Origin of the sequence: Aphanizomenon sp. UHCC 0183, assembly GCF_009712065.1 — a bacterium.
Lineage (GTDB): Bacteria > Cyanobacteriota > Cyanobacteriia > Cyanobacteriales > Nostocaceae > Dolichospermum > Dolichospermum heterosporum.
In genome coordinates this window covers 20,699-41,593 of the sequence record NZ_VILC01000010.1, presented here as the reverse complement: position 1 = coordinate 41,593, position 20,895 = coordinate 20,699, and the positions used below count along the sequence as shown (strand labels likewise).

General features: G+C 38.7%; 19 protein-coding genes and 2 pseudogenes. 4 read left to right on the top strand and 17 right to left on the bottom strand.

All coding sequences use genetic code 11. The annotated features are described in order from the left end of the window. The 7 genes and pseudogenes from FJR37_RS26830 to FJR37_RS05095 all read right to left on the bottom strand — a co-directional run. Positions 1 to 224, bottom strand: a pseudogene (locus FJR37_RS26830) (hypothetical protein); the annotation flags it as partial. 21 nt (positions 225 to 245) lie between these two features. Further along, complete coding sequence (locus FJR37_RS26825; RefSeq protein WP_254434514.1) at positions 246 to 437, bottom strand: hypothetical protein; 192 nt, start codon at positions 435 to 437, stop codon at positions 246 to 248. A 163-nt stretch (positions 438 to 600) separates the two neighbouring features. Then, positions 601 to 1,362: a Uma2 family endonuclease gene (locus FJR37_RS05115; RefSeq protein WP_168465478.1), complete on the bottom strand. Its 762-nt coding sequence runs from the start codon at positions 1,360 to 1,362 to the stop codon at positions 601 to 603. Positions 1,363 to 1,629: 267 nt separating this feature from the next. After that, positions 1,630 to 2,442 carry a hypothetical protein gene (locus FJR37_RS05110; protein ID WP_168465477.1) on the bottom strand — a complete coding sequence of 271 codons (813 nt, stop codon included), beginning with the start codon at positions 2,440 to 2,442 and terminating at the stop codon, positions 1,630 to 1,632. Positions 2,443 to 2,597: 155 nt separating this feature from the next. Then, entirely contained in the window at positions 2,598 to 3,623 is a 1,026-nt protein-coding gene (locus FJR37_RS05105; protein ID WP_168465476.1) for a hypothetical protein, read from the bottom strand. A gap of 100 nt (positions 3,624 to 3,723) precedes the next feature. Beyond that, positions 3,724 to 5,025, bottom strand: coding sequence for a hypothetical protein (locus FJR37_RS05100; protein WP_168465475.1), 1,302 nt, complete (start codon positions 5,023 to 5,025; stop codon positions 3,724 to 3,726). 241 nt (positions 5,026 to 5,266) lie between these two features. Beyond that, entirely contained in the window at positions 5,267 to 7,000 is a 1,734-nt protein-coding gene (locus FJR37_RS05095; protein WP_168465474.1) for a hypothetical protein, read from the bottom strand. A gap of 414 nt (positions 7,001 to 7,414) precedes the next feature. Between FJR37_RS05095 and FJR37_RS05090 the strand changes: the two are divergent. Continuing rightward, positions 7,415 to 8,623 (top strand): annotated as a pseudogene (locus FJR37_RS05090) (IS4 family transposase). Positions 8,624 to 8,869: 246 nt separating this feature from the next. Here the strand turns inward: FJR37_RS05090 and FJR37_RS05085 are convergent. Genes FJR37_RS05085 through FJR37_RS05070 form a run of 4 tightly spaced genes read right to left on the bottom strand, consistent with a single transcriptional unit; the run spans position 8,870 to position 12,035 of the window. After that, a complete protein-coding gene (locus tag FJR37_RS05085; protein WP_168465473.1) occupies positions 8,870 to 9,136 on the bottom strand; it encodes an NIL domain-containing protein in 267 nt (88 codons plus the stop codon). Positions 9,137 to 9,195: 59 nt separating this feature from the next. After that, positions 9,196 to 10,035, bottom strand: a complete 840-nt coding sequence (cysW, locus tag FJR37_RS05080) for a sulfate ABC transporter permease subunit CysW (RefSeq protein ID WP_027402213.1) — start codon at positions 10,033 to 10,035, stop codon at positions 9,196 to 9,198. Beyond that, positions 10,022 to 10,891, bottom strand: a complete 870-nt coding sequence (cysT, locus tag FJR37_RS05075; RefSeq protein ID WP_168465472.1) for a sulfate ABC transporter permease subunit CysT — start codon at positions 10,889 to 10,891, stop codon at positions 10,022 to 10,024. The genes cysW and cysT overlap by 14 nt, the downstream gene beginning before the upstream one ends. A gap of 49 nt (positions 10,892 to 10,940) precedes the next feature. Next, positions 10,941 to 12,035, bottom strand: a complete 1,095-nt coding sequence (locus FJR37_RS05070; RefSeq protein ID WP_168465471.1) for a sulfate ABC transporter substrate-binding protein — start codon at positions 12,033 to 12,035, stop codon at positions 10,941 to 10,943. A gap of 700 nt (positions 12,036 to 12,735) precedes the next feature. Between FJR37_RS05070 and FJR37_RS05065 the strand changes: the two genes are divergently transcribed. Continuing rightward, positions 12,736 to 13,821, top strand: coding sequence for a sulfate ABC transporter substrate-binding protein (locus tag FJR37_RS05065; RefSeq protein WP_174763391.1), 1,086 nt, complete (start codon positions 12,736 to 12,738; stop codon positions 13,819 to 13,821). A gap of 299 nt (positions 13,822 to 14,120) precedes the next feature. On the opposite strand, the gene FJR37_RS05060 is transcribed toward FJR37_RS05065, so the two are convergent. Continuing rightward, a complete protein-coding gene (locus FJR37_RS05060; RefSeq protein ID WP_053538527.1) occupies positions 14,121 to 14,894 on the bottom strand; it encodes a class II glutamine amidotransferase in 774 nt (257 codons plus the stop codon). A gap of 423 nt (positions 14,895 to 15,317) precedes the next feature. Here FJR37_RS05060 and msrB point away from each other — a divergent pair, with 423 nt between their 5' ends. Then, on the top strand, positions 15,318 to 15,812 hold the full coding sequence (msrB, locus tag FJR37_RS05055; RefSeq protein WP_053538526.1) for a peptide-methionine (R)-S-oxide reductase MsrB: 495 nt from the start codon (positions 15,318 to 15,320) through the stop codon (positions 15,810 to 15,812). Positions 15,813 to 15,948: 136 nt separating this feature from the next. Beyond that, on the top strand, positions 15,949 to 16,287 hold the full coding sequence (locus FJR37_RS05050; RefSeq protein WP_039200904.1) for a hypothetical protein: 339 nt from the start codon (positions 15,949 to 15,951) through the stop codon (positions 16,285 to 16,287). Between the two features lie 291 nt (positions 16,288 to 16,578). Here FJR37_RS05050 and FJR37_RS05045 read toward each other — a convergent pair whose 3' ends face one another. From FJR37_RS05045 to FJR37_RS05025, 5 genes are all read right to left on the bottom strand, one after another. Then, positions 16,579 to 17,340: a phycobilisome rod-core linker polypeptide gene (locus FJR37_RS05045; RefSeq protein ID WP_027402206.1), complete on the bottom strand. Its 762-nt coding sequence runs from the start codon at positions 17,338 to 17,340 to the stop codon at positions 16,579 to 16,581. Positions 17,341 to 17,513: 173 nt separating this feature from the next. Then, complete coding sequence (locus FJR37_RS05040; protein WP_027402205.1) at positions 17,514 to 18,242, bottom strand: phycobilisome rod-core linker polypeptide; 729 nt, start codon at positions 18,240 to 18,242, stop codon at positions 17,514 to 17,516. Positions 18,243 to 18,382: 140 nt separating this feature from the next. Further along, entirely contained in the window at positions 18,383 to 19,126 is a 744-nt protein-coding gene (locus FJR37_RS05035; RefSeq protein WP_039200907.1) for a phycobilisome rod-core linker polypeptide, read from the bottom strand. Between the two features lie 255 nt (positions 19,127 to 19,381). Continuing rightward, the gene (locus FJR37_RS05030; protein WP_039200908.1) at positions 19,382 to 20,218 is read right to left on the bottom strand and encodes a phycobilisome rod-core linker polypeptide; all 837 of its coding nucleotides are present in this window, start codon (positions 20,216 to 20,218) and stop codon (positions 19,382 to 19,384) included. 37 nt (positions 20,219 to 20,255) lie between these two features. Further along, positions 20,256 to 20,855, bottom strand: coding sequence for a HEAT repeat domain-containing protein (locus tag FJR37_RS05025; protein WP_039200909.1), 600 nt, complete (start codon positions 20,853 to 20,855; stop codon positions 20,256 to 20,258). Positions 20,856 to 20,895: the final 40 nt, after the last annotated feature.

Sequence of the window (20,895 nt, the reverse complement as noted above, 5' to 3'; positions counted from 1 at the left end):
CTTAATTCAACTGCAAGTTGAGTAAATCCTCGTGTTAAATCTGCGTGTTTTGCCTCTATAACTAAAACCTGATGTTGAGATTGCAAGTAATAATCTAAATCACCTCGCAAAAATTGATTTATTTCAATGGGATATTCAATATTAATTTTAGATTCAGTAATATGTGCAACTTCTAAGAGAATTGGCGCAATTAAAACTTCTCTTCTTGCAGCTTCGCTTGTCAAACTAACTCTTTGAATTGCTTCTTATAATCGTTCTTTGAGATTAACTAATCGGGATATTTGATTATTATTTATTGGAAAATTAATTGTTCCTCTAGTTAAACTAACTCCTAGTTCTTGTAAAATATCCGCAGGTGCAAACCTTAACTCAAAATACTTACGAAATGTGTATGTTTCATCAGGTTTGAGAATTGGGGGACGATGTGATTTATTCATAAGGTTATAAATTATGCTGTCAGTTTTTTATCTTTTATATTTATTCAATACCTTGTCCATTTTTTGTAGGTCGGGTTAAGCAACAGCGCAACCCGACACATTTGTTGGGTTATGGCTATGGCTCCCACGTCGCCACGCAAGCTATCGCTACGGTGCTACGGTTTTACGGTTCTGGCTCAATTCCCAATTCCCGCAATTTAGCAGCTAGTCTTTCTGCTCTTTGATGTTCTCTATCTGCTCTTTGTCTTTCCTCCTCCGCTTTTTGGCGTTCTTGTTCTGCTTGTTCTGAACTCCATAGCAGTAAATTACCTGATTTATCCCACCAACGCAGCCAGTTCATGGTTTGTCCCAACCTTTCCCCAGACCAAATTCCCAGATATAATTCCAATTGTGGAATCCACACCCGTCCCTGGGTATCTACTGGATGTAAAATATATCTGCCATCTTGCAAATAACGGACTTCTAGACTAGGATCATAGGGGTCATAAGTCACATAAGTGGGTACTTGCAGAACTTGCTCGTAAAAATGGAGTTTACCATAGGGAGGGGTTGACCTAATGGATAGTTCTCCTCCCTCTGCTTCTGAGAGAAATTCCATCACAATTATGACTGCTGCACCATCTGTATTAGGGGTATAACTACGACGAATTACCCCCTCTGGTACGGAATGTACTTGAGGAACATAAAACCAGTCTGGAGCTTTGACGACAATTTTTTTATTAACTGTTGCTACCAGCCCCAAATTCGAGCCAATTAGCATTTCTGGCTGGATATATCCTGAAGCTCCCAAAGCATCGGTTAAAGCCGCTGCGAGGGCGGGCTGTTGAATATTTTCCACAGGATCATCTGGTAATATAAAATTAGCTGGTAGAGGTTCCCAGGTGATGGTTGTTTTAGCTTTGATGGACGGGGCTTTGAGTACCATTGTATTAACCCTCAACCAGAAATGTTTGTGCAAATTAATTAACAGTATATCAAGGGTTCAATACTATTGCCAAAACCCTGAAACCCTATTGATATCGTCACGATTTTATTGGGTTTCAGACATATTTAGGAAAATTGGCAATAGTGTTGAAGGGTTGAGACTTATTCTTTTGCCAAGTTAATTCACTTTTCCCTGTTCTGAAGATTAACCGCTCTATAAAACTTACCCAAAACTAAATGGTATAGCTAATTGAATCTTCTATATATTCTATATATCCTTAGTTAAATTTGCCACCATTTGATTGAGTTCGCTAATCTCATTTAAGATGTCAGGGTCACTAAAAGACTGAAGTACATCCGCATAATCTTTGACGTTACTGAATTTTTCTCTTGCTCCGTTGACTCGTTTTTCTAGGTTATCAGAAAACTTGGACAGTTTATTGGCTACTAATATTGCATTAGCAAGTCTATCCTTATCGCCCTCTAACTTTGTTTGATTCTCTTTTACAGTTCTCAGACTAGACTCAAGTTGATTCAATTCTTTCTGTATCAAGAATGCAGGATCAGACTCTGAAACCCCCTCTGAAACTCCAAGTACGAATGCAAGTGAACCTGGTTTATCAAGGTCAACCATGTTCCAAAACTGTTGCGGTAGTCCAAATTGTATCAATGCTTCCCGACGCTTGTCTCTAGCCTGCTTCTTGAGATATTCTTGCTTTGAATATACCTTGTTGATGTTATCAAGAAGATAGACATATTCTTTCTCGACTTCATTGCTTAATTTCTGAAAATCTGCGGTATTTTTCCCGGCATCGGTTTTAATTTTTTGTAATTTACTATCTATCTCTGCCAGTGTGGTTTTGCCGTTTTCATAAGACAGATTGGGAAGTTTTTTAATCGCTGTCAGTACGCCATCTAACTCTACCTTAGCGTTAGATACATAAGACTGCACTGTGCCATTATAGTTCAATGCCAATACTGGTGTTGGCAAAAAGAGCAGTGCAGAGAGAAGCAAAACTACTAATGTTTTCCACATAAACTTAGCTTTACTTAGTAGGCTTTTATTAGTAAATAATCTCATGTTTATACTCCAGTGTTTTTTAGTGTACATCACTAAAATGAGGAAATAGATAGTAACAAAAGACATTTATTGCTAACTATTTCCTCAGCTATATTGATCGGTAATTTTGTGAATCTTAGTCAGTATGCGCCGATTACTATTACTGAATTGTTTTTCTAACTGACATTAGAAAGTTCATCAGTTAATTTCGCCAACATTTCATCTAGTTCGCTGATCTCACCTAAGATATCGGAGTCGTTGAAAGAAGGAACTACATCCGCATAGGCTTTAACGATCCCAAGTTTTTCTTTTGCTAAGTCAATTTTCTTTTCAGATTTATTACAGAATGAAGACATTTTATTGGCTAGAACTACTGCCTCACCGATTTTCTTGTTATCATTCTCTAACTTTGTTTGATTTCTTTTTAATGTCTCGATACGGGACGGTATCGAAGCAAGATATCTTTTCTTGTTATCAAGTTCCTCTGATTTTGCACTAGCTTTATTCAACAGATCGCGATCGACGTATATTGTTCCTGTACCGTCCAAATTACCGATCAAATTTTGAAAAAACTGCTTGTCTGCTTGTGCTGCTTCTTCTTCTAACAGGGGTATTTCTGCTTCATACTCCTTCACTTGTTTTTTCAGAGTTTCTTGCTCCTGATACATATTGTTGATATCATTCAGGATTTTTTTAGATGCCTTCTCTTGTTCACTACTCCAAGTATCAAACTGTTTGGCACGGCTACTTGAATCGTTTTGAAGTTCCTGTAGTTGACTTTCTATCGCTGCCAGACTTTCTTGACCTTCTTTCTCAGGTAAACTGGAAAGTTTGCGAATTGAGTCAAGTATGCGATTGAAATCTACTTTAAGCTTAGATAGGTATGATTGTAGCTCTTTGTTATAGTCAAGAGATGGAGCTACATTTGCAGGGGGATTAACTGTGTTCCTAATATCATTAACGACATTAACAACTTGTTTTAAGTCAACTTTATTCAAGTCAATTTTATTCAAATCAACTTTCTGAAGTTCATTAACAGTTTGATTTAAGTCGCCTGACTTAATAGAATTTACAAAATTATTAAGATTAAAGGCTAAAGCAGGTGTGGGGTTAAACAACAGTACGGACAGAATCAAAACTACTATTGTTTTCCACATAGACTTAGCTTTACTTAGTAGGCTTTTATTAGTCAAAAATTTCATTGGCATCCTCCGGTATTTATAGTTATCCAGGAATTAATTTCGTTGTTTTTTAATTCACTAGGAATTTGTTCATCTATGTCCAATCGGCTTTTTGTCAACCTTAGCCCACCTGCTTGGCAGCTTCTAAAGCTTCTATTTGCATATTTACAGAACCAAACAGCTTTTTAGCTAACTCAGGTGTTAGTTTTTTGGCATTTTCGATTGAAGGTTGTGTCTGTATATTGGTTGCTACTTGATTTTCCATAGTTCTGGCTGCAACCAAACCTTCTTTAGATATTCCATAGATAGCCATCCATTGAGATAAGCTACGCAAGAACATATTAATAAATAGTTGACTGGAGTATCTTGCCATGTTTTTCTCTAAAGATAGGGTTGCTTGAGGTTGAAGATTTTTGAAATTTTTCAGGTTATTGCAGTACTTCTCCATAGAAGACCAAAAAACTGTTTCTTCCTTCAATGAAACCTCGATTGTAGAGAGTGCTTTATATACATTCTGGAAACTCTCAACAGATTTAGCAGCATCAGAAATACCACTGTCTAGACTAGAAATTCGTCCTGCATATCTGCTAATCTGTATGAGATTTTCAATTTTTTGTTGCTGAAGACGGTTCATTTGACGGGAAAATTGAGCATTTTCTTGGTCTCTAAGTTCATTTCTTGGGTCGTGTACTTGAACTCCGAAAAAGCCTAAAAAACCTGCGACAAAACCGCTAAATCCTCCTCCAGCAGACTGTTCTATTTTTGAGAGGGCATCGCAATGGTCTATCATCAGCTGATCAATATCTCGTAAAAGTTTCTCTTGATCTGTTTTCGCGTTTGTCCGAAGTGCATTAAATTCACTCAATTCTTTAGTTAGATTGGCTTTCTCAGAGTTACTAAGATTCCGTAAATTTAATGAATTTTTACTCACATCATAGGACTGAGTATAAAGGTTCTCAAAACTCTCGCCTAAATTTTTGGCATAAATACCCATTTGGTTTGCGATCTTTGCACAATAACCTAATTGAATGGCCGCTAAAGCCTCTTTACCAGCCAAGAGATATTTGTATATTTTGATTAGAGCGATCATAATTTCTTGGCACTGACTAATATAGATGTCAAATGTATTAACACATTGGCCAGAAATCTTATGGAGTGAAAATTGGATTCCAGCTACCCCGGATTGAATCTCTGTCCCAGCGGCGGCATTGAAGGCCAAAAACACTAAATCACCAGCATTTTCTAAGTTTCGCACTAAGGAGTCCATTGGTAAGACTCCAAGAATTTGCTTCCTAGAATCATGCACCAACTTACTATCAATGGTCTGAGGAATGATGATCTTTGTATTGTCCTGATTGGTTATATAAGGTTCTACCCAGATTCCCAGATTATCTTGTTTTAGTCTTGTGACAATATCGCTCATTTTAGCTACCTTATTGATGTATTGATGAAAATTTTGAGTTTGAGGTAGTAGTTGTCCTAATGCCAAGCATAGGTAACAAAAAGCAGGAAGAAAAAGCAGTAATAAATTTCCAAGAGAGAGCAGGTGTTGTGAGGCTTTAATTCACAACACCCATGAATATTTAAAATCTCAGTTGGATATCAGTTCACAAGTTCACAAGGGGCGCAGAGAGCGATAAATCCTGACACCAATATTTCAACCTTTACTGTCGAGGTACAGGTGTTGCTTGAACCTCTAAAAATTGGATTTCTGCACTAAGATTTGTCAGAATAGATTGAGCTAAGACAGGTGCAGCTTTTTGACCAGCTGCAATTGAAGGTGCTGATGCAATATTAGATCCAACTTTTTGAAACACTTCGTTGGATACCTTCAAATATTTAACAGATACGCTATTTAAGGCTACCCATCTACATAGTAGATCCAGGGCTGATCCCATGAAAGCTGGTTTAGAGTACGCGTTCCGCCGACTCTCTGGAGATTTGATTTTCATAGAACTTTGCAGGGCTTTTTGAGCCTGTGGAGACTGGAGTCTTTCACAGAAATTAGCCATTGAATCCCAAAATAATGCTGTCTCATTCAATGCAACGTGAGCCTGGGCGAGAGCGCGAACAGCACATTCCAGACTTTCAATAGCCATAGCTGTATTGTCAATGTCAATTTTGGTATTTGAGACTCGTACTGCATATTCTGCCAGTTTTGCCATAGTTTTACGGCTGTCTTCGGCAAGTTTATTCCGGGCATTGAACAAATTCATCTTATGTACTGATGCACGTTCTAGAGCAGACTGTGAGTTACTTGACATTTGTTTTAAGTCCTGTGACATCCGGTCGGCGGCCTGTTGCACAGCTTCGAGAGCTAGTTTTGCTTTTTCTAAGTCCCGTGCTAATTTCTCTCTTTCTTGAGTTTTTTGTTGCAGTTTTTGTTTTTCAGCTTCTTTTCCAGCCCCATCAGGCAGGTCTTTAATATTTTTGTTACACTCTGTAATTTCTTCCTCAACTTTAAGTTTTTGTTTCTGAACAGCAAGCTCCTCTTTCGTTGCTTTCTCTAATTCGCCGATAGATGATTCTACTTTATTTACTGTCTGGTTACTCGTTGAAGTTTGGGTATTACCTCCTGAAGTAGTTGCAGATCCTATAGCTCCAGCTAATCCCCCAGTCTTCACAGTAGCAAAAATTTGAACTGCTCCACCGACTGCTGCACCCAGACCTCCCATAATTGTAGAGGCGAGTCCGAGATCAAAAGCTCTTTGCGACTCTTTAGCCTCTATCTGTTTTGCTTCTTCGTATTCTTGATTTATTTTTTCTAGTGAATCTTTAATTTGTTCTTGAAGAGTATCAGCATTTTTTTGAAGTGCCGCTAGTTCAGCTAAACCTTGCTTTAACTTTTCCCGGTCTTCATTCTTAAGATTTCTTAGTTCTAGGGACTCATTATGCACAACCGTACAGTCCGCCATAATTTTCTTGAACCGATTTGCTAAGGCTCTCGCATCTGCGGCCATTTCTTTTGCCATCTCTCCACATTGTGAGATCATGTCTATAGCTGCTTCTTCTTCCAGTTGATACAAAAAGCTATAGGCCTGAAATATTAGATCTATGACATCATTGGACTTTGTTACAAAGCCTTGTACTGTAGTGATACAAACTGTACAAGCTTCATAGAATCCTCGCTGTAGGTCAGACATCTTGACCTGGATCTTTGGTACTCCTGACAGGGCATTGAATGCCAGGTACATCAAATCACCAGTATTTTTTAAGTTCAATACAACTTTTTCAATTGATAAAGTCTGCAAAATTTCTTTCTCGGACTGAACAACTAATACAGATGTATCGCTAGGTCTTGTCAAAAGTGAATAGGTTTCCTGTTTCCCATCCGTTTTGATTACTAATTCGAGTATGTCCTCGTTGGGGTTAACTTTAACAATTGATGTTTGGCTCATTTTACTTACCTGTGAACTAATTGATAGTACCAAATCAGGACTTACGCAACTGGCACATTAGTAGGGTGTGCCAGATATCAACAATCTGTTTATTTGCAGGATTTATACAGTCTGACGCACCCTACAATACAACAGATTTTTAGTGTGACACTTACGTAAGTGCTATTAAAAATTGAGAATATCATATTTGATAATTTAGTTAAATACTACAAACACTTATTTGATATAAAAAGTTATAAATGCAAATACTGAGTTTTCTTATACTAGTAATTTGCGTGTATTGGATAGTGCTATAGCTTAATATAAGCAATTTACCTTAACGGGTGACAAGGCGGTTGAAGATGAGATGTGGCAATAATTTGAGAAAATAAGGGAGTAAAAAAATAGGGGTAAGGAAGCCCCCAAGATAAAAAAATGTTACCAGAATCATATCAAACAATTTTCCGAAAGCATTTGAGTGAACAGCAGTATTTGACACTAGAAATATTGTTGTTATTGATACAGGCTCATCGCCAGATAAAACTGTCAAAATTGGCCAGCTTGTTTCCCCAACCAATTAAATATGAAAGCAGGAAACGTAATCTACAAAGATTTTTAGGAATAGGTAAACTCTGCGTAAAATTATTATGGTTTCCATTGATAAAATATTGGATTAGACAATCGTTAACACCAAAACAATTGAATCGAGAACAGCGGCGTTATTTTCAGAAAAAACAATATCAAAAATATGGTTATTGGATGGTGGCAATGTGGCAATGGATAGAACTCTTTTGGATTGGACGGAATATATTTATGGTGACATTGGTATAGGGTACTCATGCCCTCCCACTATATTGGGAAACATTAAATCATGTCGGAAATAGTAATTTACAAACACAGAAAAGATTGATCAAGACGGCAATAAAGTTGTTAAAAAAATGTCGAATTGTGGTGTTAGCAGACAGAGAATTTCATAGTCCAAAACTGGCTAAATGGCTTGATGAGCAAGGAGTTTACCTTGCTATAAGTCAGGAGAAAAACCTTTATTTTCAAGAAAAACCTGAACAAGAATATCAAGTGCTTAAAAACCAAGGATTTAAGCCAGGAATGTCGAAGTTTTATGAGAAAGTTAAATGTGGTAAAGGGGATGAATTAGGCTTATTTAATATTGCTGTTTATTGGAAGAGAAAATATCGTAACAAAAGACCAAAAGAACCTTGGTATATCTTGACAAATTTGCCAAATCTGAAACAAACTTTATGCCTCTATAGATGTCGATGGGGAATTGAACAATTCTTCAAAGATTGTAAAACTGGTGGTTATAACCTAGAGGATACTAAAGTAAATGAAACTCGTTTTTTAGCCTTAGTTTTATTGATTGTCATTGCTTATAGTTTAGCGACTATGCACGGTCAACGGATGAAAAAATTAGGTATAGAGACTTATGCTGGACGTATTCAACAACATCAGGACAAGTATCCACGTCAGAGTGATTTTAGCTTTTCTCTCTACGGACAACTATGGATTTATGGCATGGAATTATGGGCTGATTTAGCTCTAAACTTAATCAAGCTCAAGCCTCATAAGCACCTCTTTTTTCAACGTGGCTTTCAGGCTCTATCCCTTATGAAACAAGCTGTTTAGTCACCTTGTCACCCGTTAAGGCAATTTACAGAAAAAATCGGGTTCGCAAGGTATACAGGACTTACGCAACTAGCACATTGGTAAAGTACATCACAACGCAAAAATCTATCAAAGAAACGGATTTTTGATATCTGATGCACCCTACAATAGATTTTTTGTGTGACACTTGCGTAAGTCATAGTACAGAAACAACTCACCCACGCACTGGGGGTGTACTTCATTTAATTGAAATATGCTGTATAGTTTTCACCAATCACTAATACTATTTTCATCCCAAACTTGTAATTTCAATTCTTGCAAATAATTTAACCCATTTTGAATTTGTGTTTCTGTTCCTTGTATATCTAAGTCAAACCAACCATCACCTACAGCATTTTGTCCGAGAATTGCAGCTTTGATATTTACTGTTAAGCCAGATTCGGAAACTAGGCGAGAAATGACTGGTTCTTGATGATGATCTTGAGTGATTCTGACGCGAATTCGCTTGTTTATCAGGGTATTTTCACTGCTCATAACAACTCCTAAGATGTAATTTTATATCTGTCTAAAAATTACCCATTACCCATTACCCATTATTCAACTTCTTTAATTTGGGTTTTTCGTTCTAGGATTTCCTTGAGTATCAAGGTGATTACTGCGAGGAATGCTAACAATACAGCAGCAGAAAAAGCAGCTTCAGTTTCATATTGTTTGTAAGCATCTTCTACGAATAAGGGTAAACTCTGGGTTGTATTAGCAATGTTACCAGATACCACAGAAACTGCGCCAAATTCACCCATTGCTCTGGCATTTGTTAAGATTAAACCGTAGAGTAAACCCCAGCGAATACTCGGTAAAGTTACTCGCCAGAAAGTTTGCCAATCGTTTGCACCTAATGTTCTGGCGGCTTCTTCTTGATCTTTGCCAAATTCTTCTAAGATAGGAATTACTTCTCTGGCGACAAAAGGCATACTCACAAAGGCGGTAGCCATTACCATTCCTGGAAAAGCAAAGATAATTTGGATATTATGTGCTTGTAGCCAAGGACCAAACCAGCCCTGTCTGCCGTATAGTAGGACTATCATTAACCCGGCGACGACTGGGGAGATGGAAAAGGGTAAATCAATGATACTGAGAACTATAGCGCGTCCAGGGAATTTATGTCGAGCGATCGCCCAAGCCGCACATAAACCAAATACAGCATTCACAGGTATGGAAATCGCAGCTAGTAATAGAGTTAACCAAGCTGCATGGAGAAATTCCGGTTTTGCCAGGTTGGATAAAAATGGTCCAGATCCCTTTTTGAAAGCTTCAAAAAAAACATTAATAGCTGGAATATATTGAACCAGAAACAGGTAGGCGATCGCAATCCCAATTAAAACCGCCGGCACCCAACTTTGTTTTTTTTGTCTTTTAACTTTATCTATTGTCATATCTTCTCGCCCAAGCTTGTAAGAAATTAATTGCTAACAACATCACCAAAGAAATTCCTAATAAAACCACACCAATTACAGTTGCACCGGAATAGTCATATTGTTCCAACCGTTGGAAAATTAACACAGGTGCAATCAAATCTTTATATGGTGTATTAGAAGAAATAATTACTGTTGAACCATACTCTCCCACAGCGCGGGAAAAACCCAAAGCCACACCAGTTAAAATTGTCGGAAATAAAGGCGGTAAAATCACTTTCCAAAAAGTTTGCCATTCGGAAGCACCCAAACTCCAAGCAGCCTCTTCAATTTCCGATTCCATTTCTTGCAGTACCGGTTGGACAGTTCTCACCACAAAAGGTAAAGATATAAATATCATTGCTACCCCAACTCCCAACCGAGTAAAGGATACCTTAATCCCCATTGGTGCTAACAATGAACCCAGCCAACCATTATCACTATAAACTGTTGCCAGTGTTAAACCTGCTACTGATGTTGGCAAAGCAAATGGTAAATCTACAGTCGCATCAATAATCCGTTTCAAAGGAAAATCGTAACGCACCAATACCCAAGCAATCAAAGTTCCAAACACACCATTCAGCAAAGCTGCAAATAAAGATGTAACAAAAGTGACGTTATAAGTCGCCAACGCTAAATCATTAGTCGCAATTTCCCAAAACTTCTCTGGAGATTCCGTACTAGCCTTGAGAAACATGGCCATAATCGGAATAAATAACATTACAGTTAGATATCCTAAAGTAATCCGCCAGGTCCAAGGAAGATGAAGCAAATTATCTAGAAACACCTTCCAAATTGGAGGTTTAATGTTAGTTTGTACAAGAGAAGATACAGCCATAATTTAATCAGTTGTTAGTTGTTTTTTAGAAAATTCAGGGGCTTGTCAATTACCGCTTATTTTTAGCTTGAATTTGGTCAAAAATTGCCCCTTCAGCAAAGAACTTTTTCTGAACAGCATCCCAACCGCCTAATTCTTGAACTGTACCTAAAGTTTTGATTTGGGGATATTTGTCAGCAAACTCTTTACTCTTAGCTACTGTTTCATCAACAGGGCGAAATCCTACTTTCGCAAATTCCTGTTGCGCTTCTGGAGTGAATAAGTATTTAACAAAAGCTTCCGCCACCTCCCGATTACCATGTTTATCAACATTTTTATCAACAACAGCAATAGGATTATCAATTGAGATATTCACATCAGGAAGAATATAATTGGTTTTTTCACCCTTGTCTTTGGCCAAAACAATTTCATTTTCATAATTGATCAAAGCATCACCTTGGCCTTGTTTAAAAAATGCGTCTGTAGCTTCACGAGCATCTTTAGTTAATACAGGGACATTTTTATAAACCTTAGTCACAAACTCAATGGCTTTTGTTTCATCTCCACCAGTTTTAATGACCGAATTCCAAAGTGCGAGAAAATTCCACCGCGCTACCCCAGAAGTTTTGGGATCTGCGGTAATTAGTTTAACATTATCTTTCGCTAAATCAGCCCAATTCTTAATACCTTTAGGGTTGCCTTCACGAGTTACTAAAGCAGCGACAGATTTAGAAACAATAGCATTATTAGGAAATTTTTTCTCCCACCCAGCTTGAATTAATCCCGCCTTCTCAATTTTTTGCGTATCTAAAGCTAGTGCTAGGTGAACAACATCCGCTTCTAAACCATCAACTACAGCACGAGTTTGTGAACCAGACCCGCCATAGCTTTGTTTGAAAACTACAGTTTGGTTATGTTCCTTTTGCCATTTTTCCACAAATTTGGGAATAATGGCAGCGTGAGCAGCTTTAGTGACAGCAAAAGATACAAGGGTTAGTTCTACATTCTGGCTTTTAGCCGTATCATTACTGATGTTTGTCCCAGAACAAGCAGCAAGAGATACACTCAATACCGTTCCTACTAAAACAAGTGAGACAAAGCCTTTGAGAGAATTGGGGCTAAACCTCAGTTGTAATATTTTCCGTAATTGTTGCCACAAATTCATTATTTTTCCTCCTGTAAAACTACGGATAACTAATTTCTTAGCTTGCAATTATGCTTCAGCGCACAAGTACATAATTGTCAATGCCATTTCAATACCTTGTCCATTTTTTGTAGGTCGGGTTAAGCGACAGCGCAACCCGACGCATTTGTTGGGTTATGGCTATGGCTCCTACGTCGCCACGCAAGCTATCGCCACACTATGGCTAACGCCTCCCGTCAGGGATACGTGAACGTACCTCAATCCAACCTACAAATCAAGACTTTTTTCGATTTGGACAAGGTATTGCCATTTAAAACAGCATATTGACGATAGGGAATATGGTGATTTTACCAGTTTCAGGACAAATTACAACGCCTCTAATAAAGAAGTATCAATTTTCAATTGTATTTATAGAGGTTGCAAAATATAAATACTTACTTAAATAGTTATTTGTAATACATAAACTAAATCAAATACTTGCAGCAAAAATAGAATTTAGTTCATCAAAAAACTTACTATATAAGCTTTATAAGTAACAAATTACTAAAAAAATATTTGCAATATTAAATACATACAATACTCGATAGGAAAATAGTTGTTTTTAAGTGCAAAAACTATTGATTTTATTTATTACATCTGGTAAGCTCTTTTTCGATAGGTTAAATACTGTATCCTGACAAAGATACCGTAGATTATTTTTAAGCCAGTTTAAGGACATCCCATGACAGATAATTCTTCCAATACTAAAAAATTCGTGCCAACAACAAAGCCATTCTTTCCTACGCTGTTCTTAGCCACAAGTTTAAGTATAAGCACTATTTTACCTGTGTTTGCAGGTACAGCCCAGAAAACACAACTCATTAGTCAAAGTGGTAAAAAAGTTGAACTTACCTTAGTTACTTACGCAGTCACCAAGGCAGCTTACGCTAGAATCATTCCCGATTTTGTGGCAAAATGGAAAAGAGAAAAAGGTCAAGATGTTCTAATTCGGGAAAGCTATGGTGGTTCTGGCTCTCAAACCCGCGCTGTTATTGATGGTTTAGCCGCAGATGTGGTAGCCTTAGCATTGGCTGGAGACATTAAAAAAATTGAACAAGCTGGCTTGATTCAACCAGGTTGGGAAAAAGAATCTCCGAATAACGCAATTGTTACCCGTTCGGTAGTTGCACTGGAAACTCGGGCTGGTAATCCCAAAAATATCAAGAATTGGAGTGATTTAACGAAACCTGACGTTAAGATTGTTACCGCAAACCCCAAGACATCTGGTGGAGCTAAATGGAATTTTCTAGCTTTGTGGGGTGCTATAGTTAAAAATGGCGGAAATGATACCCAGGCGTTGAAATTCGTTACTAATGTGTTTAAGAATGTGGTTGTATTACCCAAAGATGCACGGGAGTCTAGTGATGCTTTTTACAAAAAAGGTCAGGGTGATGTATTACTAAACTATGAAAACGAAGTCATTTTAGCTGCACAACAGGGAAAAACAGATATTTCTTACATAGTTCCTCCAGTCAATATTTCTATAGAAGGACCTGTCGCAGTTGTGGATAAAAATGTTGATAAGCATGGAAATCGTGAAGTATCTGAAGCTTTTGTCAAGTTCCTTTTCACTCCAGCAGCACAACGTGAGTTTGCTAAAGTCGGTTTTCGTCCAGTTGATCCTACTGTGTCCAAAGAAGTAAAAAATAAATTCCCTTATATTGCCCGACTCTATACTGTAGCCGATATTGGAGGTTGGGGTGCTGTCCAGAAGAAATTCTTTGCTGATGGTGCGATTTTTGACAAAATCCAAGGTGGAAGACGATAAATATAGCAATTCTTGATTAAGTCTAAGGGACTTCCAATTCTGACAGCGGTTTTTCCCTCTTATGAGGTACATATTAGCCCCCTCATCGCTGGCGGGGGTGGGGTTTTTGTGCCTCATAACATCGGGAAGTGCTGTAAGTCGCGGTGAAGATAAAATTTTTTTAGGGATGCAGGATTTTATAGACCGTGACTTTAATGTATCATAAGTCAATGCCTTCGCTGAATTGAAACCAGCTTTGATTTTTTTTGGATTTAATGATGAATTTTGCTCTTTCTTATTAATAAAATAGTTGTCAAAAATCAGGCAAATTTTAGGGGTAATCCATCCTGAAATATTAATAACTCTCCCGGTGGGATTTGTGTCCAAACTTCGTTATCGGTTAGGGGTGTGGTAACAATGACAGCAACGCGATCGCTTGGTGTAGTCAATTCGCTAAAATCTACAGTCATTTCTTCATCAATTAAATGCGCCGCAGCAAAGGGTGCTTGTCTAATAATGTAGCAAAGTTTGGTTGAGCAATAGGTGAAAAAATGCTGACCATTTGATAACATATAGTTGAAAGATCCAAGAATTGCTATCTCTTTGGTGATTTTATGTAGTGTCTGGTAGAGTTCCTTTAATGATGGTTGTCCTTGGGGAAAATGCGATCGCAAAGTATTAAGAATTAGGCAAAATGCTTTTTCGCTGTCGGTAGCACCCACAGGTTGAAAAGCCCCATGATTTTCTGGGTTAAAATCTGGTAAATTACCATTATGAGCAAATACCCAATATCTACCCCAAAGTTCCCGACGGAAAGGATGACAGTTTTCTAAGGCTATTTTACCTTGAGTGGCTTTGCGGATATGAGCTATCACATGAGTAGAATGAATGGGGTACTGACGGATAAAATCGGCAATTGGTGACGCGATAGAAGCTTCAGCGTCTAAAAAAATCCGACATCCTTTACCTTCAAAAAAGGCAATTCCCCAACCATCACTATGTTCATCTGTTTTTCCTCCTCTGGCAGAAAAACCTTCAAAGGAAAAGCAAATGTCTGTGGGTACGTTGCAGTTCATTCCTAACAGTTGGCACATTAGTTTTGTCGTTGTAAAGATCAACTCCAGGGTAACTGATTAATTGTGATGGGATAGGTGCAATTTGTACATTTAATTAGCAAATATATGAGGCGTTGGTGAATTGGGGTATGAAAGTCGAAAATTCCATCTCTCAAACTCTTACTCTCTGCGCCTGGAGCATCTCTGCGTGTTCGCGCAGCGTGCCGTAGCATAATAAAATCATACTTTTACTCAGCAACACCATATATGAATACACCTCCTGCATAAACGCCGATAATCCGATAGAGATACCGTATATTTGAATTGATTATAGAATCATCACATATTCTTCTCAAGGGAGCAAGATGTTTTGAGGTGATTTTCATCAATTTCTCGTCAGAGAATTTATCAATCTTGTGGAGTTGTTTGGCTAAGGAAGAGAAAAATAGCAAATAATAGATTATGGACAAACGCAATTTTTTACAAATCAGTACCCTATTAGTCGGTACAGCCTTTTTTTCCCATTATATCAATTGGAGTTCAGAATCTATGGCACTTTCTAACACAGAGTTTGCAGTGACAAAAACAGAGGAAGAGTGGAAGAGTATCCTCACACCAGAACAGTTTCGGGTGTTGCGGAAACATGGTACAGAACCCTCCCATACCAGTCCCCTCGATAAGCAATATGAACCTGGTACTTATGTCTGCGCTGGGTGTGGACAGGCTTTGTTTACTGCTGATACTAAGTTTAATAGTGGTACTGGCTGGCCAAGCTTTTTTAAGCCCATAGAGGGGGCGATCGCTACTACTACAGATAGAACATTTTTCATGACCCGAACTGAAGTCCATTGTAGTAATTGTGGTGGACATTTAGGCCATGTTTTTAATGATGGACCCAAACCAACTGGTCTCCGTTACTGTATGAACGGTGTATCTTTACAGTTTACACCTGCGTAGATCACTAATACGGTTCACTTTTTAAACTCTCTCAAGGGGTGCAAACCCCTTGTTTTATTCTGTCAAAAGCAGGAAATTGGAATATAGCAGGTAGAGTTTAGATAAAATTGTCGAAAACAAGGATAAGGATTAGATAATGCAAGTTCTCAAAAGATCCATCAAACCAGAAAGTTATATATCGTTTCTCCACATTTACCAAACTACTTGGGGAACTGCTGGTGATATTTGTTTAGTTCGGGAATCTGTAGCTGAATCTAGTGCATCTAAGTTTGTGGGTCGCAGAATTAAATTAGCTCTCCCTAAAGGTATGGAACGTGATTACTTAGTGAATATTCCCATCATTAAAATTGCAGGTTACGTAGGTGAAGGGCATCCTAAAGATCCACAGTCTGAATGGGAAGCCTATGATGGTATAGATCCAGAAATAGCGATCGCCGTTTTGAAAATTTGGGGCTTTAAGTTAATTGAGTTATAAGAAATTTTACAAAACCATGAGCAACAGCACAAAAAATTAAGAGTGCGTCAAGAATTATCTTCCTAACGCACCCTATAAATTAAAAATTTTTCGGTAAACTTACAGCGATTTCCAATCATATAAGGTACATCCTAGCCCCTCATCGCACCCCTCTCAATCCCCCCGCTGCGGGGGGAAGAAAAGGATAAGCTTTTGATACTGGAGGGGGTTGGGGTTTACAAATCGCCCAAAAGCCTATACGGTCTTCGTTTTGACTTTTGACTTTTGACTTTTGACGAACGCCTAGCGGCGTTAGCGTTTGCCACGGTAAGGAACAGCATTCAGGTAATCAATATCAAAAGAAGATAGCTTTTGAGCATAGTTACCTTTACCAGATACAGAAGCCGCCATAGCTTCAAAGTTGCCGGGATCACCTGCTTTCAGACGCTTGGCTTTAGCTTTAGCAGTATAGAAATTCTCCAAAGTAAAGCGCCAGTCGGTTTTGACTGTACCGGCTGTTTCTTGGAAGTCCGCACCGTAACGAGGAGTTACCAAGTTAAAAGGACGATCTACAAACCGCTTGCGTTGGTAAGGTACGGTATTATCACCAAAGTTTTGGGTATACTCTTCGCTATCTAATAAAGCATCAACGAAACCGCCAAAGCCCTTGTTACAAATAACAATTGACCAAGCAATTTCTTCCTTTTTATTGTAAGCACAACGACCCAATAAGCGTTTGAGGGTGATGTCTACTAAACGGTAGTTGTTGTTAACAGAAACAACTAAACGATAGAAAGCTTCAGATTTAGCTAAACCGCGAATAAAATCACGAACTGACAAAGAACCGTTTTTGAGTTGAGATTCTAAAGTCCCTTGACGGTTAAACTTGAGAATTTCATGTTCACTGAAAACTTGGCGATAAGCAGCCCAAATGATGTTTGTCATGTCAGTGTAAGAACTAACATCTTCAATGCGATAGATATAAGGTGTATCTTCATTTTGGTCAGCAACACCAAAGCTGGCCACCCGGTGATTTTGACTACTTGGATTGTATTGAAGTAATGGCAATGCCATATTATTTTTCTCCTTTTATTATCAAATTAAACAAAGATAATGAATCAGGGAACAGGGAACAGGGAACAGGGAACAGGGAATATTTTTACCCTATTCCCGGTAAGTTTTGGGTCAGGTCTAAATCCCCTGTATTATTCCTTGTTTCCTCTCAATCTTATTTTCCCCTCAAAAGGCTAGTAGATATCACTAATTCCTAACCAATTGAGAATCAACAAGAAAGTAATGCCTGCGGTTATTACCAGTAATACAGCAGACAATGCCCCCAAATCAACATTTTGCCCAGAGCCTGGGTAGAAACCTCCACGCCATTGACGAATATACGGCCATTTTTGGACAATACCTGCCCGGTCACGATAATCAGCACCATAGCGGGGAGTAAAGCTGATTGGTCGGTCTGTGGTCATTCGTTTGCGTTGATAGGGTACGGTATACTCACCAAAGGCTTGTTCATACTCGCTACTATCAATCAGAATATCTACAAATTTTCCCCAACCTAAAGTAGCAATTTGAATTGACCAAGCAATTTTTTCTTGCTCATTATAGGGAGAGCGACCCAAAATTCTTTTCAGAACCATTTCTACCAACCGATAGTTGTTATTAGGTGTCACAACTAGCTGATAAAATCGCTCTGATTTCACTAAACCACGAATGAAGTCTTTAACCGTAATTGACCTATTTTTGAGTTGGGTTTCTAGGGTAATTTGACGGTTAAATTTGAGAATCTCCTGTTCGTTGAAGATTTGGCGATAAGCAGCCCAAATTAGTTGTTCAAGTTCGCCGGAAGAATTAGCATTTTCAATTCGGTAGATATAAGGATTGTCTTCGTTAATATCTGCCGTACCGAAGCTGTTTACTCTTTGGTTTTGAGTTGTAGGTTTGTATTTAAGTAAAGGAATTGCCATTTTAAAGAACCTGCCTTTTGGTAAAGTTGGCATCTTAAAATGTCGTAATACTTAGCGAAATAACTAAAATTAAAATCCTTAAAAAAATGCAAACTTTGTCACTTTTATCACCGAAATTTCCCAGCTAGTTAAAAAACTATTTAGCGCAGGGGAAAACTAGCACTAGGACTAATAGAAACAGGAATACCTGTTGATTTGGTGTCTCTGGTAGTGTTAGGAATTTGGATGTTGGCAGTGCTAACTGGTGTGTGAGGCACTGTTTTAATCTTAATGGAATTTGCCATATCCAAAAAGTTTTTGATGTCGCCCCATTTGTAACGAGCATCCTCGATTTGGTCGCGCCAGTAGTCGCTGTATCGTGGTGTTACTAAATTAAAAGGTCTATCTTTATAACGTCGTCTTTGGTAGGGAACGATATTTTCCCCAAAGTTGTTTTGATATTCTTCAGAATCTAGTAAAGCATCCACAAAACCGCCCCAACCTTTGGTAGCAATCACAATTGACCAAGCGATTTCTTCTTCTTTGTTATAAGGTGCGCGACCCAATAACCGTTTTAGTCCAATTTCTACTAATCTGTAGTTGGAGTTACTCTGAATTACCAAATTTTGGAAAGCTTCAGATTTTGCTAATCCCCGGATAAAATCGCGGACGGTAATGGCTTTGTTTTTGACTTGGGATTCTAAGTGAACTTGGCGGTAAAATTTGAGAATTACGTGTTCGCTAAAAAGTTGCCGATAAGCCGCCCAAATTAGTTCTTCTACTTCTCCACCAAAGCCGTAGTCTTCGATGCGGTAAATTTTGGGTGTATCTTCATTGGGAACTTCATAACCAGAAACACGCTGGTTTTGAGAACTGGGTTTGTATTCTAGTAAAGGTATTGTCATGTTTGTTAGTTGTTAGGGAACAGGGAACAGGGAACAGGGAACAGGGAACAGGGAACAGGGAACAGGGAACAGGGAACAGGGAACAGGGAATAAGTATTTTCGGCGTTGCTGAATTGAGGTATGAAATTGAAAAATCAAAAAAATGAAACTCTTACTCTCTGCGACTGGAGCGCCTCTGCGTGAAATAAAATCATACTCTTAATCAGCAACGCCGTATTTTCCAATTACCAATTACCAATTACCAATTACCAATGACTAATTTTTAGCATTAGCAGGGATGTAACGATAGGGTAAGGAAACTGCCACAGGTTTAATGCTGGGTTGTTCTTGGTTATCTCTACTAGTGTCAGGTATTGCGGTGTTACTAACGAAAGATTGGGCTGTCGCCAAACTGCGTTGGTAGTTGCATTCGTTGGTAATAATTGTTCCCGCCATAATGAAGAAGTTGGCGGGAATCGCCCGACGGATATCTGCTGTGGTCAGTTGTCCTGATGTGCGGATACTGTAGTAGGAACGACCAGCCAAGCCACGCAGGTTTTGAGTATCGCGCCAGTCAGCACCATAACGGGGGTTAGCTAGGTTAAAGGGGCGTGAGCCAAAGCGACGACGTTGGTAGGGGACAACATCATCACCAAAATTGTCTAAATACTCGTCTGATTCTAATAGAGCATCTATAAAACCGTGTAAACCTTTGGTAGCAATCACAATTGACCAAGCAATTTCTTCGTCTTTGTTGTAAGCAGCCCGACCTAAGAAACGTTTTAAAGTGATGTCAACTAAGCGATAGTTAGAATTTGTATCTGCTACTTGGGTATGGTAAACGTCTGATTTACCTAAACCTCGGATAAAATCACGGAGGGTAATCGCCCGATTTCGCAGTTGTGATTCTAAAGCGGTTTGCTTGTAGCTGGCTAAAATCAAATGTTCGCTGAAAATTTGGCGATATGCAGCCCAGATGATGCTATCAATATCTTGGTCTGAGGTAGCTCTATCTAAGCGATAAGTAGTTGGGGTGTCTTCGTTGGCAACTTCATAACCTTCTACTCGCTGGTTTTGCGACTTGGGCGCATATTCTAGTAGTGGTATTGACATCTTTACTTTTACCTTGTTATATGGTATATAAATCAGTTTACTGAGCCAAGGCTAACTGAACGCGAGCGCGAACGGCTTTTTCAGTATCGTTAGTCAGCATTAATTGAAATTTAGCCGAAATAGGTAATTGCACTATAGCTACTTTTGCTAAAGCTTGTAACCCAACAATAGCAGCATAACGAATTGACCAATCTGGATCTTCGCAAATCAACAGAAGTGTCTCTAGGGCGCGGTTAATGGCTATTTCAGCTTCAGTAGGTGCTAATTTCTGCCAATGTATGTTTCCTAATCCCTTCGCAGCAGCACGGCGGACACTAGGGGCAAAGTCAGTCAATGCAGTGGAGATGAGAATATCCAAAGCACGGGGATCTGCGATCGCAGCTATTGTACGAATCGAATAAGCCCGTGCGCCATAGTTATAATCATCAATTTGGTCTAGCAATTGTGGTACTGCTATTTCTCCCAACTCTGTCAACCCGGCTGCCGCCACTATGGCCGCTGCTGGATTGTTATAACCAAAGACGGCAATTAAGGTAGGAATTGACAATGGATCTTTGGCTGCTGCCAGATTTTTAACTGCTGTCACCATTTGCTCAGGTGTTTCTGCTACGGTGACAGCCCGAATTAGTTCATCCATTTTTCTGTTGTCAGTGGTCAGTGGTCAGTGGTCAGTGGTC

Bases quoted from the DNA above. Each gene is read 5' to 3' on its own strand.
- FJR37_RS05040 (WP_027402205.1), bottom strand. From the start codon at position 18,242: ATGGCAATTCCTTTACTTAAATACAAACCTACAACTCAAAACCAAAGA.
- FJR37_RS05035 (WP_039200907.1), bottom strand. From the start codon at position 19,126: ATGACAATACCTTTACTAGAATACAAACCCAGTTCTCAAAACCAGCGT.
- FJR37_RS05110 (WP_168465477.1), bottom strand. From the start codon at position 2,442: ATGAGATTATTTACTAATAAAAGCCTACTAAGTAAAGCTAAGTTTATG.
- FJR37_RS05070 (WP_168465471.1), bottom strand. From the start codon at position 12,035: ATGAATTTGTGGCAACAATTACGGAAAATATTACAACTGAGGTTTAGC.
- FJR37_RS26825 (WP_254434514.1), bottom strand. From the start codon at position 437: ATGAATAAATCACATCGTCCCCCAATTCTCAAACCTGATGAAACATAC.
- FJR37_RS05050 (WP_039200904.1), top strand. From the start codon at position 15,949: ATGCAAGTTCTCAAAAGATCCATCAAACCAGAAAGTTATATATCGTTT.
- msrB (WP_053538526.1), top strand. From the start codon at position 15,318: ATGGACAAACGCAATTTTTTACAAATCAGTACCCTATTAGTCGGTACA.
- FJR37_RS05100 (WP_168465475.1), bottom strand. From the start codon at position 5,025: ATGAGCGATATTGTCACAAGACTAAAACAAGATAATCTGGGAATCTGG.
- FJR37_RS05115 (WP_168465478.1), bottom strand. From the start codon at position 1,362: ATGGTACTCAAAGCCCCGTCCATCAAAGCTAAAACAACCATCACCTGG.
- FJR37_RS05095 (WP_168465474.1), bottom strand. From the start codon at position 7,000: ATGAGCCAAACATCAATTGTTAAAGTTAACCCCAACGAGGACATACTC.
- FJR37_RS05065 (WP_174763391.1), top strand. From the start codon at position 12,736: ATGACAGATAATTCTTCCAATACTAAAAAATTCGTGCCAACAACAAAG.
- FJR37_RS05085 (WP_168465473.1), bottom strand. From the start codon at position 9,136: ATGAGCAGTGAAAATACCCTGATAAACAAGCGAATTCGCGTCAGAATC.
- FJR37_RS05105 (WP_168465476.1), bottom strand. From the start codon at position 3,623: ATGAAATTTTTGACTAATAAAAGCCTACTAAGTAAAGCTAAGTCTATG.
- FJR37_RS05025 (WP_039200909.1), bottom strand. From the start codon at position 20,855: ATGGATGAACTAATTCGGGCTGTCACCGTAGCAGAAACACCTGAGCAA.
- FJR37_RS05030 (WP_039200908.1), bottom strand. From the start codon at position 20,218: ATGTCAATACCACTACTAGAATATGCGCCCAAGTCGCAAAACCAGCGA.
- FJR37_RS05045 (WP_027402206.1), bottom strand. From the start codon at position 17,340: ATGGCATTGCCATTACTTCAATACAATCCAAGTAGTCAAAATCACCGG.
- cysT (WP_168465472.1), bottom strand. From the start codon at position 10,891: ATGGCTGTATCTTCTCTTGTACAAACTAACATTAAACCTCCAATTTGG.
- cysW (WP_027402213.1), bottom strand. From the start codon at position 10,035: ATGACAATAGATAAAGTTAAAAGACAAAAAAAACAAAGTTGGGTGCCG.
- FJR37_RS05060 (WP_053538527.1), bottom strand. From the start codon at position 14,894: ATGTGCCAACTGTTAGGAATGAACTGCAACGTACCCACAGACATTTGC.